Origin of the sequence: Erwinia sp. AnSW2-5 (assembly GCF_045107195.1) — a bacterium.
GTDB lineage: Bacteria > Pseudomonadota > Gammaproteobacteria > Enterobacterales > Enterobacteriaceae > Erwinia.
Genome location: NZ_JBJGXA010000018.1, coordinates 67100 through 85242 on the forward strand (window position 1 = coordinate 67100; position 18143 = coordinate 85242).

The 18143-nt window shown below is 52.4% G+C and carries 14 protein-coding genes; 3 read left to right on the plus strand and 11 right to left on the minus strand.

Annotated elements, in window-relative coordinates; all coding sequences use genetic code 11:
* Window positions 1-4: 4 nt before the first annotated feature.
* The gene (locus ACFL9S_RS14585; protein ID WP_405262614.1) at window positions 5-3112 is read right to left on the minus strand and encodes a beta-galactosidase; all 3108 of its coding nucleotides are present in this window, start codon (window positions 3110-3112) and stop codon (window positions 5-7) included.
* 202 nt (window positions 3113-3314) lie between these two features.
* On the opposite strand from ACFL9S_RS14585, the gene ACFL9S_RS14590 reads away from it, so the two are divergent.
* Window positions 3315-4385: a LacI family DNA-binding transcriptional regulator gene (locus ACFL9S_RS14590; protein WP_405262615.1), complete on the plus strand. Its 1071-nt coding sequence runs from the start codon at window positions 3315-3317 to the stop codon at window positions 4383-4385.
* Between the two features lie 33 nt (window positions 4386-4418).
* Here the strand turns inward: ACFL9S_RS14590 and ACFL9S_RS14595 are convergent, their stop codons facing one another.
* From ACFL9S_RS14595 to ACFL9S_RS14625, 7 genes are all read right to left on the minus strand, one after another.
* A complete protein-coding gene (locus tag ACFL9S_RS14595; protein WP_405262616.1) occupies window positions 4419-6077 on the minus strand; it encodes an alpha-glucosidase in 1659 nt (552 codons plus the stop codon).
* Window positions 6077-7723: an alpha-glucosidase gene (locus tag ACFL9S_RS14600; protein WP_405262727.1), complete on the minus strand. Its 1647-nt coding sequence runs from the start codon at window positions 7721-7723 to the stop codon at window positions 6077-6079. The genes ACFL9S_RS14595 and ACFL9S_RS14600 overlap by 1 nt, the downstream gene beginning before the upstream one ends.
* A gap of 32 nt (window positions 7724-7755) precedes the next feature.
* Complete coding sequence (locus tag ACFL9S_RS14605; RefSeq protein ID WP_405262617.1) at window positions 7756-8865, minus strand: ABC transporter ATP-binding protein; 1110 nt, start codon at window positions 8863-8865, stop codon at window positions 7756-7758.
* Between the two features lie 61 nt (window positions 8866-8926).
* Window positions 8927-10288 (minus strand): alpha-glucosidase, encoded by a 1362-nt coding sequence (locus ACFL9S_RS14610; RefSeq protein ID WP_405262618.1) that lies wholly within the window; start codon window positions 10286-10288, stop codon window positions 8927-8929.
* Window positions 10289-10320: 32 nt separating this feature from the next.
* Window positions 10321-11166, minus strand: coding sequence for a carbohydrate ABC transporter permease (locus ACFL9S_RS14615; RefSeq protein ID WP_405262619.1), 846 nt, complete (start codon window positions 11164-11166; stop codon window positions 10321-10323).
* On the minus strand, window positions 11163-12140 hold the full coding sequence (locus ACFL9S_RS14620; protein WP_405262620.1) for a carbohydrate ABC transporter permease: 978 nt from the start codon (window positions 12138-12140) through the stop codon (window positions 11163-11165). The genes ACFL9S_RS14615 and ACFL9S_RS14620 overlap by 4 nt, the downstream gene beginning before the upstream one ends.
* 35 nt (window positions 12141-12175) lie before the next feature.
* Window positions 12176-13441 (minus strand): ABC transporter substrate-binding protein, encoded by a 1266-nt coding sequence (locus tag ACFL9S_RS14625; protein ID WP_405262621.1) that lies wholly within the window; start codon window positions 13439-13441, stop codon window positions 12176-12178.
* 122 nt (window positions 13442-13563) lie between these two features.
* On the opposite strand from ACFL9S_RS14625, the gene ACFL9S_RS14630 reads away from it, so the two are divergent.
* On the plus strand, window positions 13564-14499 hold the full coding sequence (locus tag ACFL9S_RS14630; protein WP_405262622.1) for a LysR substrate-binding domain-containing protein: 936 nt from the start codon (window positions 13564-13566) through the stop codon (window positions 14497-14499).
* Here ACFL9S_RS14630 and ACFL9S_RS14635 read toward each other — a convergent pair.
* From ACFL9S_RS14635 to ACFL9S_RS14645, 3 genes are all read right to left on the minus strand, one after another.
* A complete protein-coding gene (locus tag ACFL9S_RS14635; RefSeq protein ID WP_405262623.1) occupies window positions 14496-14768 on the minus strand; it encodes a PTS transporter subunit EIIB in 273 nt (90 codons plus the stop codon). The genes ACFL9S_RS14630 and ACFL9S_RS14635 overlap by 4 nt on opposite strands.
* Window positions 14769-15003: 235 nt before the next feature.
* Complete coding sequence (locus ACFL9S_RS14640) at window positions 15004-15768, minus strand: sulfite exporter TauE/SafE family protein (protein WP_405262624.1); 765 nt, start codon at window positions 15766-15768, stop codon at window positions 15004-15006.
* Between the two features lie 128 nt (window positions 15769-15896).
* Window positions 15897-16874: a hypothetical protein gene (locus tag ACFL9S_RS14645; RefSeq protein WP_405262625.1), complete on the minus strand. Its 978-nt coding sequence runs from the start codon at window positions 16872-16874 to the stop codon at window positions 15897-15899.
* A 216-nt stretch (window positions 16875-17090) separates the two neighbouring features.
* Here ACFL9S_RS14645 and ACFL9S_RS14650 point away from each other — a divergent pair, with 216 nt between their 5' ends.
* Window positions 17091-17960: a LysR family transcriptional regulator gene (locus tag ACFL9S_RS14650; RefSeq protein ID WP_405262626.1), complete on the plus strand. Its 870-nt coding sequence runs from the start codon at window positions 17091-17093 to the stop codon at window positions 17958-17960.
* Window positions 17961-18143 lie beyond the last annotated feature (183 nt).

The window sequence follows — 18143 nt, forward strand, 5'->3', positions numbered from 1 at the left end:
ATTATTACTGGAAATGAATCGTTAACTGATATTTCCATTGTGTTTCAAGCAATAGCCATTGCTGCAGTACGCTGGGTGTCCAGGAGTCATCACCGCCGACGCCCATGTGCTGCCCATCAAGGGTTATCCAGACGCCACTTTCCGGCTGCATCCAGTGCCAGTGGTCAGTCTTCATTAATTGCGCGGTACCGTAAGGCTGTAGGGAAAAGTGGAAATCGCCCGCCACATGCCAGCGCCCCCAGTCAAGTGCTTTGTTATCACAACGCAGGCCATTCTCAGTGGGGAATATGTACGGTGTCGTCATCTCGTCCAGTGGCAGTTCCCAGCGGGAGAAACAGGCGCTGGTGCGACGATCCGGGTAGTTCTCATGCGGGCCGAATCCCAGCCATGAGACCGGTTTGTTCTGATCCCGTACCTGGAAATTCAGCCCGATGCGTGGCAGCGGCGGCAGGGTGCCAGCACGTTCGCCGTCAATGGCCAGGTGCAGCTTGCCTTGTGCGTCAAAGGTCATCCGCCAGTGGCTGACGATCATAACCTCGTCCCCGCTCAGGTAATGCCAGCGGCTATCTACAACAACGCTGCTGTTCAGACGCTGCGCGTCACACTGCACGCAGCGGGTAGTGAGGTTGTACAGGCCAGCACTTTTCCAGCGTTCAACCCAGGCGTTGGGATCGATGCGCTCCACTTCACTCACGCCAATATCATTATCCAGTGGTGCGCGTACGAACTGGTCGCGCAACGGGGTCAGCAGTTGCTCCACGCCGTCCACCTGCCAGTGTGCCAACAGTCCGCTTTGACGGTCGATCACCCACTGCTGCGAGCCGCTGCGCACCGTCCATGCACTGTCACTAAGCTCAAGCTCAGGGGCATTTCCTGCTGACAAAGGTGCCCGAAGCACCAGCGGTGCTGCGAGGGCAAACTGCTGCCAGGCGACGCGATGCCCGGCATCGGACCATTTCGTGGCCTGCGGCTGGATAACCTCCAGCGTGAGCCATACGTCTTCGGCCCCGGCAGGCAGTGTTAATGTCCCCGACAGCGTTAGCTCGCGATGTCCTTCAGGGTGAAGCTCAAGGGTTAAGCTGCCGCTGGCAACCGTTTCTCCAGCAGCCTGGACCTGCCAGTGCAACGCCTCGTTATCCGTTGTGCGAAACAGGTACTCACTGGTAATGCTAATGCAAAGCGGCGTTTGCGACAGCAGGGTAAACTGGAAGTATTGCTGTGCATGTTTGGCTTCAATTAATGACGGATGAGGGCTACGGTCGGGGAAGACAAGACCGTTCATACAGAACTGGCGATCGTTGGGTTTATCGCCAAAATCACCGCCATATGCCCAGCCGACGCTACCATCATCGAAAGTTTTAGTGATGGCCTGATCGGCCCAGTCCCAGATAAAGCCCCCCTGCAGGCGCGGATAATCACGGAATGCTTGCCAGTAATCGGCAAAATTTCCCAGACTGTTGCCCATTGCGTGAGCGTATTCGCAAAGGATTAACGGGCGCTGCTCGCCAGGCAGGCTGATCCACTTTTTAATCCCCCATTTCGGTACCGCAGGAATAATCTGATCGCTTTTTACGCGGGCATACATCGGGCAGAGAATATCGGTGGTCGTGCTGTTAGCGCCGCCGCCTTCATACTGCACCGGACGTGACGGGTCGTTACGCTTGAGCCAGTGGTACATAGCTTCGTGATTGCCACCCACGCCGGACTCATTGCCCAGCGACCAGATAATAATCGACGGGTGGTTGCGATTGTTTTGCACCATTCGTGTGACGCGGGCGCTCCAGGCCGCTAACCAGGACGGATCGTCGGAAAGACGGCTCATTGGCACCATGCCGTGGGTCTCGATATTAGCCTCATCGACCACGTACAGGCCATAGTGGTTACAGAGTTCGTACCAGCGTGGCGCGTTAGGATAGTGAGAGCAGCGAGCAGCGTTAAAGTTATTCTGCTTCATCAGCAGAATGTCCTGCACCATATCTTCTTCGGTAACAACCTGACCGCGCTGATGGTGGTGCTCATGACGGTTTACACCCCGGATCAACAACGGTTTACCATTCAACTTCAACAGGCCATTATCGATTTCAACCCGGCGAAACCCGATATCCCAGGCTTCGGCTTCAATCAGTTCATCGCCACGCCACAGTGAGACGACTGCCCGGTAGCAGTTCGGTGTTTCCGCGCTCCACAGTGCCGGACGTTCCACAGGGAAACGCATCACGGTGCGTTCAGCATAATTACCGCGTTCATCAGTGACTGGTGAACCGAGCGACTGCTGATGTCTGGCGACCCGTTGCGTGTCATTCCACAGCTCAACGGCCACCGTGAGTTTTTCCAGCAGCTGTGTCGGGGCGGCGACGGTGGCATGGACCTCCAGTTCGGCATCGCGATAAAGCGCATCGAGTTGCGGAGTGAGGTGTACATCGCTCAGGTGCAGCGTCGGTTTATTCAGCAGCCAGACGGAACGGAAGATCCCGCTCATACGCCACATATCCTGATCTTCAAGCCAGGTGCCTGCGCTCCAGCGCATCACCATGACGCAGAGGCGGTTCTCGCCCGCCTGTAGGAACGCACTGAGATCGAAGGCCGCAGGCAGGCGACTGTCCTGCGAGTAACCGACCCATTCGCCGTTGCACCACAAGTGGAATGCGGAGTTAACGCCATCGAAGATAATCTGCGTCTGGCCCTCAGCCAGCCAGTCTTTCTCCACGCTAAACGAGAGTGAATAGCAACCGGTCGGGTTTTCGTCGGGTACGCGTGGCGGCGTAGTATCGATGGGATAACGCACGTTGGTATAGATTGGCACGTCATACCCCTCCATTTGCCAGTTCGAGGGGACCGGTGTACTGCGACTGTCAGCCAAATCGTTTTCCAGCCAGCTGGCGTCCACCTCAAACGGGCTGCGGGCATAAGAAAATTGCCACTGACCATCCAGCAGGCGGCGGTGTGCAGAGAACTGATTCTCCCTTGCCGAGCGAAGATCGCGCCAGCTGGCAAAGGTCGGATGGGCCGGTAAACGGTTCAGGTGCGTAATGGTCTGGTTTTGCCAGTCTTCACGGGCAAGTACGTCATGAAACAGAGGACCACCGGAGAGGTGGCAATCGTGATGTCGCATAGGTATACCTGTAGGATCAATATAAAATGTCATTCGCTAGACAAGATAGAATGAGTTATCAGATATTTTGTTAATAGCGGCAACAATGTTGAAGTTGAAACTCACGAACGATCACGAAACAAGACTAAAGCAACAATTTATTGTCGTCTTTCTGACATAAAATGTTAGCGAATGACATTATTAGCAGCTAAAGGAAAAAACGATGGAGCGCCGTACGGCAACCTTAGAAGATGTGGCTCGCGAGGCCGGTGTATCCCAGCAGACGGTCTCACGCGTGCTGAATAAACCTGATGTGGTGGCTGAGCGTACCCGCGATAAAGTCATTCGTGCAATGCAGGCACTGCACTATGTACCGAACCGCTCAGCACAATTGCTGGCGGGGAAGTCGGCACCGTCTATAGGGTTGATTACCGCGTCATTGACTCTGCATGCGCCCTCGCAAATCGCCGCTGCGATAAAAAGTCACGCAGGTACACATCAACTGGAGGTTGCTATCGCGATGCCGGTGATGGCTGACTATGCCTCACTTCAGGCGCGGCTGAATGAATTTCGCGCACAAAATATCCGGGGCGCGGTGATTAATCTGCCCCTTGAGGATCACATTGCGGAAAAAATGGTGAATGAAAACCCGGATATTTGCTGTCTGTTTTTAGATGTTTCGCCGGAAACGGATGTCTGCTGCGTCCGGTTTGATCACCTTGATGGCTGCGGAGCATGCATCCGTCATCTCTGGGAACTGGGGCATCGGGAGTTTGGCCTGCTGGCAGGGCCTGAGAGTTCCGTTTCGGCGCGTATGCGATTGAGTAGCTGGCGTGAGACATTGCACCGGCTTGGGGTGAGTAATGCGGTTACGGTCTTTGGTGACTGGAGTGCCGCCAGTGGCCGGCATAAGGCCTTTGAGCTGTTACATCAGTATACGCGGATTAGCGCGATCGTCGTAGCGAACGATCAAATGGCGCTAGGGGTTTTGAGCGCTCTCGCGCAACTGAATCGCACCGGCAACAGGATGGTTTCCGTCACCGGTTATGATGATACGGCGGACAGCCTCTATTTCCAGCCACCGCTCACAACCGTTGCGCAGGATTTCAACAAGCTGGGTAAGCGGGCCGTCGAGTTGTTAATCCAGCAGATGGCCGCCCCTCAGATTCGCATCCGTGAATTGCTGCCGACACATTTGATTATCCGCCAGTCAACCTGTCCTTACGGTGGAGAAGACGTGGATGAGAAAAAATCTGTCATTGCACAATTAAAATCACTGATAGAAAAGCTGTGAAAATTATCAGATATCCCCTTAAAGGCAGAGATGTTACCGCTGATAAATCTGTGCCTCATAAGCCCGTAAGCTCTGTCGTTTCCCCTGTTCCTGATAATTGCTCAGCAACGGTTGCCAGCCGTCCAGTAACAGCTGTTGCGGATCTATCTCCTGCTGGCGGGCACTGAAATTGACGATCACCAACACCTGCTGTTCATTCAGACTACGGATATAAGCATAAATCTGCGGATGTGTCGGCAGCAGGAGTTGATAAGCCCCTTCGATCAATACCGGCATCTGCCGACGCAGACGAATTAGCGCACGATAGAAGTTCAGCACGGAACCGCTGTCAGCACGCTGATCCGCCACGTTGATCTCAGGATAATGACTGTTGGCAGGAAACCAGGGGGTAGCATTGCTGAAACCGCCGTGGGCACTCTGATCCCACTGCATCGGGGTGCGAGAGTTATCGCGCCCGGTGCGGCTGAGGAATGCGAGGATCTCTGGCTCTTCCCTGCCCTGTCGGCGCATTTCAACGGCGAGTTTCTTCGCAGCAACGTCGTCAAAATCCTCCAGGCTGGCGAAATGCGTATTGGTCATGCCAAGTTCCTGCCCCTGATAAATAAACGGCGTCCCTTTCATCAGGAAGAACATCGCCGCAATGGCGGTCGCGCTTTCGCGTTGATAATTTTTATCGTCGCCCCAGCCCGATACCACGCGGGGAAGATCATGATTTTCCACGTATAACGCGTTCCAGCCTTTGTTTTCCAGCAGCGTCTGCCAGCGCGTGAAAATCTCTTTTAAGCCGGGTAAATCAAGGCTGGCCTCCAGGGTGTCCTTTTGCCCATCCTGCCACAGCTTCACGTGCTCAAACTGAAAGATCATATTCAGCCTGCCGCGCTGCTCGCCGACCCACTCTTCACCCTGTTCAGCGGAGGCACCGTTCATTTCGCCGATGGTCACCATGTCATAGTGACGGAACACCTGTTCGCACATGTCATCGACGTAATCAAGCAGCCCGTCATAGTTGAGATGGCGCTCGAATGACGGTACGTAAGGCAGCGCCAGAGGATTAGGCATATCGCTGAAAGTCGGATCTTTTTTCATATGACAGATGGCATCAATGCGAAAACCATCCACCCCTTTGTCAAGCCACCAGCGCATCATGGCGTATACCGCCGAACGCACCTCGGGGTTCTCCCAGTTCAAATCGGGCTGCCTTTCGGAGAACAGATGCAGGAAATACTGCCCGGTCGCCGCGCTGTATTTCCAGGCAGAACCGTTGAAGATGCTTTCCCAGTTGTTCGGCTCCGCGCCCCCTTTACCGTCGCGCCAGATATACCAGTCGCGTTTCGGGTTATCCCGTGAGGCGCTGGACGCTAAAAACCACGGATGCTCATCAGAAGTATGGTTCACCACTAAATCAATAATCAGGCGCATACCGCGCGCATGCACCTGTTCAAGCAGACGGTCAAAATCGTCCATCGTGCCAAACTCTGCCATGATTTTCTGGTAATCGCTGATGTCATAGCCGTTGTCATCATTGGGAGACTGGTAGATGGGGCAGATCCAAATCAGATCGATACCCAAATCTTCCAGGTAATCGAGTTTTTCCGTGATGCCATTCAGGTCACCAATGCCATCGTTATTGCTGTCGTTGAAGCTGCGCGGGTATATCTGATACGCCACGGCCTCTTTCCACCAGTTTGCCATCACAACCTCCCAATAAGTAATGCAAAGGATTCATAAGGTTGCAGTTCCATCATCGGCTCCAGCCGCTCCCGTGGCGCGTAATTGCTGATGAGACAATGGCCCTGCAGGCACTGCAGGTTGTCGGGGATCGCCAGCATCACAGACTCTCGCGTGAAGTTATTGATCACCACCAGCGTCTGCTCCCCCATCGTGCGCAGCCAGGCAAAGACCTGCGGATGGTCGACAACGATCTGCCTGAAGTCACCGTGAACCAGCAGCGGGAGTTGCTTACGCAATGTCACCAGCTTCTGGTAGTGGTAAAAAACAGAGTCAGGATCGTCAAGCGCAGCCGCGACATTCACCGTCCTGAAGTTGGGATTCGTCTCAATCCACGGCTGACCGCTGGTAAACCCGGCATGTGGGCTGCTGTCCCACTGCATCGGCGTTCGCGCATTATCGCGCCCGTTGGCGTGGATACCGAGCATCATCGCTTCATGGCTCATCCCTTCGCCGATCCGTTCCTGATAAAGATTCAGGCTTTCAATGTCCCGATAGTCGTCAATATCGGCAAAACGCACGTTGGTCATGCCAATCTCTTCACCCTGATAAATGTAAGGTGTGCCTTTAAGGCAGTGAAGCGCGGTGGCGAGCATTTTTGCTGACACCACGCGATACTCGCCGTCATCACCAAATTTGGACACCGCGCGCGGCAAATCATGGTTGCTCCAGAACAACGAGTTCCAGCCATGGTCAGCCAGTGCCGTCTGCCACTTGTCAATCACGGCCTTAAAGCGCAACAGATCAAACGGCTGGTTGCACCACTTCCCGTACTGTTCATCCCAGAAAAGCTTGATGTGTTCAAACTGAAAGACCATCGTCAGCTCTTGCCGCTCTTCGGCACTGTAGAGCAGCGCGTCTTCCGGCGTTGCGCTCCACGTCTCCCCCACCGTCACGCTGCCGCGCGGGCCAAAGGTCGCCCGGTTCATCTGGTGAAGATACCGGTGAAGATGGCGGCCATTCGCCATAATCTGTTGATCCACTTCTTTACCGATCAGGTCAATAACGTCCATGCGAAATCCGCCGATGCCCTTATCCAGCCAGCGATTCATCATGGCGTGGATGGCTTCGCGAACGCGCGGGTTTTCCCAGTTGAGATCGGGCTGGCGCGTGGAAAACTGATGCAGGTAGTATTCACCGCTGGCCTGATCGCGCGTCCAGGCACTGCCACCAAAGTTCGAGCGCGAGTCATCAGGCGGCCCGCCGTCTGCCGCCGGTTTTCGCCAGATATAAAAGTCACGGTAAGCACTGTTTTTTGAGGTCAGTGCATCGATAAACCAGGGGTGTTCATCAGAGGTGTGATTGACCACCAGATCCATCAGGATCTCGATATCGCGCGCTTTGGCTTCTGAAATCAGGCGTTCCATATCGCTCATCGAGCCAAAGATGTCGGCAATTTCTTCATAGCCGGAGATGTCATAGCCGTTATCGTCCATAGGTGAACGGTAAACGGGCGACAACCACAAAAGCGTGATGCCGAGCTGTTGCAGGTAATCGAGCTTGCTGATAATACCGTTGAGATCGCCGGTACCGTCGCCGTTGCTGTCCATAAAGCTGCGCGGATAGACCTGATAAACCACGGCCTCTTTCCAGTGCGGTGCGCTGTGCATATCGTTTATCACGTGATGTTCCCCCAGACGAATTAGTGTACTTTTGCCAGATGACGTTGGAACGCCTGGCCGTGACTGTCGAACAGGTAACAGCACTCCACCGGAAGCCGTACCCCAACGGTTTGGCCAACATGAATGGCCGAACGCTCAGCATGCCGCACGACCCAGGGTTCGCCCGCATTGCCGTTGTCCAGATACAGCAGGGTTTCATTGCCCATCTGTTCAACAAACATCACCTCGCCCTGGTATTCACACTGTTCCACATCGCCACTGCGAATATGTTCTGGACGAATACCGATGTTCACGCTGCGGCCCTCCGCCTCTGCCGGGGTGGCGATGGATAACACCAGCGTTTTGCCATTGTCCAGTTCCACCACGCTTTGCTGTTCGCCCGACCGGCGGAGCGTGGCCGGGATCAGATTCATCTTCGGTGAACCGATAAACTGGGCGACAAACTCATTGGCGGGCTGATCGTACAGCTCAAGCGGCGTTCCGACCTGTTCGATATTCCCCTGGTTAAGCACCACGATCCGGTCGGCCAGCGTCATCGCCTCGACCTGATCGTGCGTCACATAAATAATGGTGACGCCCAGACGTTTATGCAGGGCAGAGACCTCCATACGCATCTGCACCCGCAGCGAGGCATCAAGGTTGGATAGCGGTTCATCAAACAGAAACAGTCGCGGTTCGCGCACAATGGCACGCCCGATCGCCACGCGCTGACGCTGGCCACCAGACAAATCTTTCGGCCGTCGTTCCAGCAACGGCTCCAGCTGTAAAATACGCGCGCACTCCCGCACCCGTTGATCAATCTCCGGCTTTGAACAGTGCGCAAGCTCCAGCGCGAATGCCATATTCTGATAAACACTCATATGCGGATAAAGGGCATATGACTGGAAAACCATGCCGACACCGCGTTCAGCCGGGCTGTCGTCATTGGCGTAGTGACCATCGATGTACATGCCACCGCCGCTGATCTCCTCCAGCCCGGCAATCATCCGCAGCAGCGTTGACTTGCCGCAGCCAGAAGGCCCGACGATCACCACAAACTCTCCGCTTTTAATCTGCAAATTCAGCGAACGAATGACCTCCGCCTTAGCGCCATAGCGTTTTTGAATCTTGTCCAGCGTCAACTGCGCCATATTCCTCTCCCCATCCTCAATAAAATGATGCCGGTTCGCCACCGGCATGAATGAAATGACGCTATTTCAGATAGTTGAGCCACGGCTGTTGACGAGAGATCATCACATCGACCAGCTCTGGGATCGCACGGCATTGGTTATTCACCGAGTCCACCAGCAGCGCCTGAATCACCAGATCGCGCGAGCCAGCAATAATGGCCTCGGCAGTAAGATCGTGAATGGCAATCTGATTACTGAGCAGCCCACCAATACCCGGTGGGATGTCAACCTGAATACCGTGCACGCCTTTACGGTCAATGATGGCCGGCACTTCTACCGCGATAAATTCGGGCAGTTGTTTAATAAACCCACGATTAGGAATATTGACGGCGGACTCTTCATAGCCGGAGTCGGTCAGGATCCCCTCAATAATCGCCACCACTCTTTCCTTTAATTTCAGCTCGATCTTCGGCTGCACCCCGCCAAGGTAGTTACGGTAGAACGTGTAAAAGTCGAGAATGCCACGATGGTCACTGACCTCACTCGCCCAGCTGATGTATTCGCCAAAGTGGCTATCCACGGTGATAGGCATGCAGTGGAACTTCTCCAGGATCTCTTTGAACAGGGTGCGGTCTGCCCACGGATACGAACTGTCTTTACCGCCCACCGCATGACGCTCAGTACTGCCCTCGGTATCCACCAGTTTGCCGTGCTGACGCGTATACGCCAGGATGTCGCTGTAACCCGGCAGGCTGGCGAAATAGTCAGGCGCTTTGGCGCGGACATCGGCATAGGCATCTTTGCCACTGTCTTTGTAACGCGCGTCCAGCAGCACGCTGAAGTGGTTAAGGCCCCCCGCACGCAGGCTCAGGTTCTCGAATGAGGTGTTAAGCATTTCAGGCAGATAGCGCTCCAGTGAGGCAATTTCATGGCACATGCCAACAAAATTGAGTTCCGGGAAGCGACGATGAACGGTGGTACAAATACGACTCATGGGATTCGAATAGTTAAAAATCCAGGCATCAGGGCAGATGTCAGCCACATCGGCACAAATATCGAGGATCGGTGGAATAATACGCAGCGAATGGAATAACCCCCCCGGCCCCCCATTCTCGCCATAAACCTGCTGAATGCCGTACTGCTGCGGGATCTGCCAGTCCAGGTCCCACAAGGCAAAACGGTCGCCCACCTCAATCGAAATGATGACAAATTCTGCCCCGCGCAGTGCCGTGCCACGGTCGGTGGTGGCACTGACGATGAACGGTAAATCTTCTTTTGCCAGAAAGTCTTTCGCCGTCTTTTCGGTCACCGCCAGTGCAGCAGGATTGATGTCATGCAGGACGATTTCACTGCCGTACAGCGTACGGCTCTGGAAGATGTCCCCCAAGGTGCCGTAGCCAAACTGAGCACTGCCTGCACCCACTAAAACGATTTTTGTAGCCATGTTTACGTCTCCTGACGAGGATAATGTGGGCATTAGCCCTTAACTGCACCGTTGGTTAATCCACTGACGATGCGTCGCTGGAAGATCAGCACCAGCGCCACAATGGGAAGCGTTACGATCACCGAGGACGCCATGATGGCCCCCCACGGGAGTTCGAATTGAGAAGATCCCTGCATCATGCCGATCGCAACAGGCACGGTGCGTTTATCACCGGAAATGACAAACGTCAGGGCGAACATGAATTCATTCCACGCGCCGATAAATGCCAGCAATCCTGTTGTCACCAGCGACGGCCCCATGATCGGCACGAAAATACGACGGATGATGGTCCAGGTGCTGGCACCGTCGACGATGGCTGCCTCTTCCAGCTCCGTTGGGATAGCTTTCATAAAGGTGGTCAGCACCCAGATGGTGAACGGCAATGAAAAGGTGGTGTAGGAGAGCACCAGCGCGCCAAGCGAGTCATACAACCCCATAAAACGCACCAGCTCAAACATACCGGACAGCACCGCCACCTGTGGGAACATCGACACGCAGAGAATGGTGAACAGCAAATACTTGCGGCCTGTAAACTGAATGCGCGACAAAGCAAAAGCGGCGGTAATCGACACCAGAAGGCACAGCCCCACGGTCAGCGTTGCCACCACTGCCGAGTTGAAAAGGCTGCGGGCGATGCCGTTATCCATCAGCGCCGTGACATAGTTCCCCCAGTTCATTTCATTGGGTAGCCACTCCACCTTGAAGAGATTCTGCCCTGAACGCAGTGACGTGATAATGGCGTAATAAAACGGGAACAGGCAGATCAAACAGGCGAGTGTTGCTGCTGCCAGAATCATTAAACGCCGGGCAAGCTGTTGTTGTTGACGGTTCAGCCTCATGATTTTGCCTCTCCATTGCTACGACGGCCCAGCATCACAAAACACGCTGCAATCCCGGCCACCATCATGAATACCAGTACCGACGCAGCGGAACCGGACCCCATTTCCTGATAACTCACTAACTGATCTCGTGCGTAACCTGACACCGACACCGTCGCCTCACTATTGGAGGTCAGGATATAAATCAGATCAAAGACGCGCAGCGCATCCATGACGCGGAAAATCAGCGCCACAATCATCGCAGGCATAATTAAGGGCAGCGTGATGCGACGAAAACGCTGCCACGCGTTGGCGCCATCAATCCGTGCCGCTTCGTATAAGTCGCGGGGGATCAGCTGAAGCGCGGCCAACAGCATCAGTGCCATAAACGGCGTGGTTTTCCACACATCAACGATCACCACCGCCCACATTGAGAGCATCGGGTCCGCCACCCAGGCCAGGGGGGTGTTGATCACGCCCATGTTGAGCAGCAAGTCGTTCACCACGCCGTACTGATCGTGAAACATCCAGCTCCACATTCTGGCGGACACAATCGTCGGGATCGCCCAGGGCACCAGGATTGCGGTGCGCACCAGCCCCTGCCCGCGAAACTTCTCGTTCATCAACAGCGCCAACAGCATGCCGAAGACCAGCTCAAGCGATACCGACATCATGCTGAAACGCAGCGTGTTACCAACGGCCATCCACCACAGCGGATCTGCCAGCACGCCGTAATGATGGCCACCCGCCGCAAAGTCAAAATAATTGGAAAAGCCGACAAAATGGTAATCGTCAGGCGAATCCAGCATGGCGTCAGTGAAGCTGTAAAACAGCGTTCGAAAGAGAGGCCAGCCAGCGACGCCGGCCAGTAACAGTAGCGCAGGCGCCACCAGCAGCCAGGCGATACGGCTGCGGCGCAATTGATAGTTGCGCTTCGCTACCGGTGCGCTGGCGTTGTTGTCAGGAAGGGACAGGGAAGGCGTTTCTTGCTTCATACATCGTACTCCGGACCGTTAATGGGGCATTGGCTTTAACGCCATCCTCTGGCTTTAATTCTCTCCAGCCGCTGCTGTAACCCGGCCACCGCTGTTGCCCCATCAATGTCACCGCGCAACACATTGTAGGTGGCGTTATAGATAGCTTTAGAGACCTGCGCGTACTGGCGTCGGGTCTGCGTGGCGGGACGCGGTTTGGCCAGCAAGAAGATATTTTTGAAGTCAGAGAGATAAGGTGCCTGCGCCAGGATGTCGGGATCGTCATACAGCGCGGTGCGTGACGGAGTCCACCCCATCAGCGCCAGCGTTTTCTTCTGTGATTCGGCACTGCTGACGATGTTGAGCAAGGCAATCGCTGCCTGTGGATTTTTGGTATAAGCACTGATCGCCCAGTGCCAGCCGCCCATGGCGCTGACCGGTGTGCCATCATCGCTTGCGGGTAACGGCATAACGCCGACCTTGCCACGAATGGCACTGCTGCGGTCTTCTGCCAGCGTATAGGCATAAGGCCAGTTGCGCATAAACAGGGCATCACCGTTTTGGAATACCGAACGCGACTCCTCTTCCATATAGCCCAGCGCCCCAGGCGGTACGATTTTACCGATCCAGCCTGCGGCCATATCCAACGCCTGTGCAGCGCGCGCGTTGTTGATAGTAATATTGCCTTGAGCATCAATAATACTGCCGCCGTTCTGTGACTCCACCCACTCCAGCGCATTACAGGTCAGCCCTTCATAGGCTTTGCCCTGAAACACCATTCCCCAGAAATTTTTATGCCCTGATTCGCGTTCACTCTGCTGAATGCGCGTGGCAATACGGGTCAGTTCTGTCCAGGTCACCGGGGGCTTTTCGCCGTATTTAGCCAGTAAGTCTTTGCGATAAAACAACGCCCCCGCATCCATATAGGCGGGAATCGCTTTCACGCGTCCATTGATCACATCGTTTTGCATCGCGGTGGGGAAAAAGTCATTGCGGATATCGCTAACGCTGTCCGTCAAATCCAGAAGATGTTTGTCCAGCACACCAATCCACACGGTATCCGCCTGAAACAGATCAATGGCATCGGCATCTTTCGCGGCAAACAACTGCTGGAACAACGACAGTTTTTCATTGGAGGCGGGAGGAAGATCGATAAATTTCAGGGTATGGCCCGTTTGAGCCTCAAACTTCTGTTTAATGTAGTGACAAAATTGACGGCCTTCCTTGCTGGGCGGACACTCCATGCGCAGGGTATCTGCAGCAGCCAGACCCGATGTCAGGGTCAGCACGGCAAGCACCAGTTCCGGGATCACTCTTCTCATAGCTTGTTCTCAGGTGGGGGCGAGAATATCGTCATAAGAAAAAAATAGCGAAACCATGACATTGACGGAAATTGATTTTCACCGCTAAGCTATAGAAAAAATCTATAGCATGAGGGGAATATGTGATCGTGGATAAAATTCTTCGTCAGTTTATTGAAGTCGCGATGTTCAAAAATGTGAGTCATGCTGCAAACAAACTTTGCCTTAGCCAGCCCACCGTTACCCATAATATGAAGAAGTTAGAAGAGAGTCTGGGCGTGCAGCTGCTGGAGCGCACGTCAACGGGCGTGAAGACCACTGAATATGGCGATCTTTTGCTTGAGCAGGCGCAAATGATGCAGCGGATTTATGAAAATACGCTGACAAAACTGGCCTTTATTAAGGCGCGTCAGGTGCAAAGCCTGCGCATGGGCACCGGACATGCCTGGTGGCACCTGTTTATCCGCGACAGCTTCACCGCTTACAGAACGCTGCACCCTACCGTCAATATTCACATCGACCAGGGAAACCATCTCAGATTGATGGACCTGTTACTGGGTGGTGATATCGATCTGTTTGTCGGGCATGAAATTCAGGGGCTGAATTCGAAGGCGGGGATCAGCTTTGTGCCGCTGTTTAGCGTCACAGACAGCCTGTTTGTCCGGCAGGGTCATCCGCTGAGCAACAGAGTCATCGAACCGGTTGAACTGCAGGATTATCCTTGTGTGGAGCTGACGCCGGATGAGGGTCGCTTTCAACATATGATGGAGGATATGCAACCGAAAAGGCAGGCAAGAAACCGCATGCATTTAGAGGAGAGGGTTATCTGGTCAACTAACTCGATGATGGCGGCAGTCGACATGATCAACGAGTCGGATGCCGTGATGTTGAGCTATCCGTTATGCATGGCTGACTTCTTTTCTCACCATAAGATCGTTCCGTTGCAAACCACGCAACCCAGCACACGCTATAACGTCGGCTTTTATTTGATGCGTGAGAAGAGGGACACGGCTCACGTGGTGCAAATGCAGGAACTGATGCAACAGCATCTTGAGCCGATCCGCCACCTGCTGGTTTAACGACGCTGATCGGTTAACCCCGTCAGCGCCTCATACAACGAACGCGAGTTACCGGGGCCGACAACCAGGTGATACTCAGTGCTGTGCTGAGCCGTGTCGACTTCCAGCACGGATTTAATCGCGTCTAACGCTTCTAACGCGTGCCTGTCGAAGCGCGCGTTGTCACGAATGGTCACCCTGATGCGACTGGCGCAGTAACTCAGCTTAACGAGATTGTCCGCCCCCCCTAATGCCTTCAGCACACCCGCCGCGAGCTGTTGTTTTTCCACATTTCCTCCTGAGAACATTTCATATTTTCCGCTGCAGCATAGGGCGGGCATCAGGCGAAGTGAAATTGATTTATTGCAGAGAGATATAGAATCCATCTATAACTCGCTGTAACAGCCTGCAGCGGTGGATATTTTTCAATGAAAAAAATGCAGATTGTGGGCTTGAGCCTTTACCGATTGTGCCTCATATCATGCCCCTCTCAGGACAGGCTATCGGCATTCTGTTCAGACTGATTCAGAGAAGGGAAATTCCCATTCGCCCGATGAGAAACAGTAATAATATCAGAAAAAAAAACCTGATAAACCCACTGCCAAACCGCAACGCTAAAAATACGCCTGTCACAGCCCCGGCAACATTACAAATACCGACAATACTTCCAGTCACCCACAATACATGCCCTGACGGTACGAAAAAAATTAGCGCAGCGGTAAATGTCCCAATATTTATTAATTTTGCTGATGCAGAAGCATTCAAAAAATCAAAGCCGAAATATTTAACAAAGGCAAAAAGCAAAAGACTTCCACTACCTGCTCCGAATATGCCATCATAGAATCCGATAACAGCGCCCAGAACTATCCCCAACAGTATCTCTTTCGAACCAATCTTGATATCAGAATGTATCCGCCCCAAGTCTTTTTTTATAAATGTATATACAGCCATAATAATAAGAATAACAAAAATCAGGTATTCCATAAACTCCCTTGGTATAAGAGAGACAGCATATGCGCCAGAAAATGAAAAAATAAATGCAGCACCCATTGTTGGAATAATAAGCTGCCATTTAACTTTTACACGGCGGAGGTAACCTGAGACAGAAAATGAGTTCCCCAGAAGTACTGCAAGTTTGTTGGTACCAAAAATCGTCGACAGACTGGAGTCTGGTAAAGCATGAATAAGAGCAGGAATTTGGACCAGCCCTCCGCCACCCACAGCAGCATCGATCAGACCGCCACAGAAAGCGAAGCCTCCCAGTGCAACAAGAGAAATATCAATATTCATAAATTCTTCCTCCCCCTATGAAAATCAGTCAGTTACTGAATAACAGTCGATGGACGGATAATGACAGGATTAAGTCATAAAGAAGCAATTGCAGCCAGCCCTGTCAAATTAATAGCCAGCCTCGTATTTTAGTGAGTTAGCACATTTTGTAATGCACAAAAAGCGACTCCCGCTCTCCTGTTATAATCAAACATGGCATTTTTAAGTCTTTCTGTATCGAATGAAAGCTTGGCGATACGGCCAAAAGCCTGTAATGCGCCCAGCGCATGCAAACCATGCCGGTTTTCCACCTCACCAGCATGTCCCATGACGTAACCTTTGGCTTTATGCAGAGTTTTAGCGTCCTCATTTAACGACGCATCGAAGGACAATAATTTCCCCTCTATAAACTGGGCAAAAAAATTGTATTCGCGTCCGTTCCAGAGTTCAGAAGCGACAGAAACCATCATGGCATCCATGACAGACTGCCAGTATTCAGGGGAATTCATCGCAGACTGATGTTTTGCAATGCCGATATTGTAGAGGAAATCAGAGAACGTATTACACTCATTGATTTTATATTTATCATCAACCCAGGCGGCAGCCCCAAAAGCATTCGCCATGTATTTATACATTCCATCATGTCCCTTTTGACCAAGGCCAAAGTCATCTTTTGTCACTTCATGCATATGAGCCAGAACATTATGATAGATAGCCTGTTCTTCATGTGAAATGTAACGTGCATCAGCTGACAGGCGCATGATTATTTTTCCAGATACCAGGCTTGTCGTTTTGTGCGTTTCATTCCAGCCGTTAAAGAAACTGAGCACTCCGGGATCAACTTTTTCTTTTTTCAGAAAGGCGAGAAAAGTCCCCTCCGCGTAAGCCTGAGCCTCCTGAGTTATCTCATGATAAAGAACTTCGTACATCATATTCTGAATATCTTTGACATGCTCAATATGCACGGGCATGGGTGACATGCGAACATTCCCGGCTATCCATCGACCAGGGATTTTTAACATTGAGATATGTTTAGGCAAACCATCGATGAATACCCCCCCCAGTTTATGCATAGAAGAAGGTTTTGTTGATATGCCATCACAGCATTGCAAAGATAATGAATTCATATATTCACCTCTGTTATTCACTGACTGAAATCATTTAAAAGCGCTTGAATCGCTCATGGGTAAACGGATGAAAATTAAATAATTCCGATTTTTATTACGGTGTTTTGAAAAATACTGTCTGACCCCACTTTCTCCATGGAGTGTAGGATGATTGATTGGCACACTACAACTGACTTATAGTGAGTTAATCATTCACTTTTCGTGAGTTATATGAGAATGGATTTATCTCAGCTGAAAATGTTCAAAACAGTCGTCGAGCAAGGTAGCATCGCCAAAGCATCCGGGCTATTGCACTGTGTTCCCTCGAATATCACAAACAGAATCAGGCTCCTGGAATCGGAACTGGGTGTTTCTCTTTTTATACGCAAAGGACGCGGTCTGGTTATTACACCTTCGGGAGAAATACTGCTTGAGTACGCCAGAAAAATACTGGCTTACTGCCAGGAAGCCCGCCGGGCACTTGAACCCTCCTCAGAGCCTGGAGGGGTGCTACGGATCGGGGCTATTGAATCTGCAGCAACAGGACGACTACCGGCCGTTCTCTCAGCATTCCATCAAAACTGCCCTGCCGTCCAGATGCAGTTCAGTACAGGGACATGGCAACAGCTAGTCAGTGATGTCGCTGAACATAAACTCGATTGTGCTGTTATTGCGACAAAGAGTGACCATCCGGATATCACTTATGTGAATGCTCATAAAGAATCACTGATATTGATTGCATCACCTTATGCAGGAAAGATATCCATTCCTCAGGACCTGGAAGGTAAACGCGTTTATATGTGGCCACACGGGTGCCCTTACCGACAGGCCCTGGAACGTTGGCTAAATCAGCATCAGGTTCCGGTCGATATTACCAGCATTGCAAGTTACGGAACTATTCTCGGGTGTGTCAGTTCCGGAGCAGGTGTCTCCCTGGTGCCTGCTGGCTTTTTTGAGCAGTTCAAAAGAACAGGTAATATCAGGGGGTATACGTTTAACCAGTTACCTCCCGTACAAAATTACTTTATAAAAAATAGTAGAATAGATCTTCACCACGCACGAAATGCGTTCGAAACGTTATTACGTGCTGAATTAAACGAAGTTTAACATCCGCATCTTTAATCAGGATCTGTTGCGTCTCAAATTTTGTGGAGAGGAAAGCGGCTAACGCGCGCTGGGCACGGGTAGCCGTTTCAATTTCATTTCATGCCGAAAGGGTCAGCGCGGTATTGGCCATCATTGTGTCTGCGTAGAATGATTCTCCTTGCGTGGGCCTGAGGTCATTTCCCC

Coding starts and splice junctions, on each gene's coding strand:
- ACFL9S_RS14585 (WP_405262614.1), bottom strand. CDS start 3,112: ATGCGACATCACGATTGCCACCTCTCCGGTGGTCCTCTGTTTCATGAC.
- ACFL9S_RS14640 (WP_405262624.1), bottom strand. CDS start 15,768: ATGAATATTGATATTTCTCTTGTTGCACTGGGAGGCTTCGCTTTCTGT.
- ACFL9S_RS14620 (WP_405262620.1), bottom strand. CDS start 12,140: ATGAAGCAAGAAACGCCTTCCCTGTCCCTTCCTGACAACAACGCCAGC.
- ACFL9S_RS14600 (WP_405262727.1), bottom strand. CDS start 7,723: ATGCACAGCGCACCGCACTGGAAAGAGGCCGTGGTTTATCAGGTCTAT.
- ACFL9S_RS14610 (WP_405262618.1), bottom strand. CDS start 10,288: ATGGCTACAAAAATCGTTTTAGTGGGTGCAGGCAGTGCTCAGTTTGGC.
- ACFL9S_RS14590 (WP_405262615.1), top strand. CDS start 3,315: ATGGAGCGCCGTACGGCAACCTTAGAAGATGTGGCTCGCGAGGCCGGT.
- ACFL9S_RS14605 (WP_405262617.1), bottom strand. CDS start 8,865: ATGGCGCAGTTGACGCTGGACAAGATTCAAAAACGCTATGGCGCTAAG.
- ACFL9S_RS14645 (WP_405262625.1), bottom strand. CDS start 16,874: ATGAATTCATTATCTTTGCAATGCTGTGATGGCATATCAACAAAACCT.
- ACFL9S_RS14625 (WP_405262621.1), bottom strand. CDS start 13,441: ATGAGAAGAGTGATCCCGGAACTGGTGCTTGCCGTGCTGACCCTGACA.
- ACFL9S_RS14650 (WP_405262626.1), top strand. CDS start 17,091: ATGGATTTATCTCAGCTGAAAATGTTCAAAACAGTCGTCGAGCAAGGT.
- ACFL9S_RS14615 (WP_405262619.1), bottom strand. CDS start 11,166: ATGAGGCTGAACCGTCAACAACAACAGCTTGCCCGGCGTTTAATGATT.
- ACFL9S_RS14595 (WP_405262616.1), bottom strand. CDS start 6,077: ATGGCAAACTGGTGGAAAGAGGCCGTGGCGTATCAGATATACCCGCGC.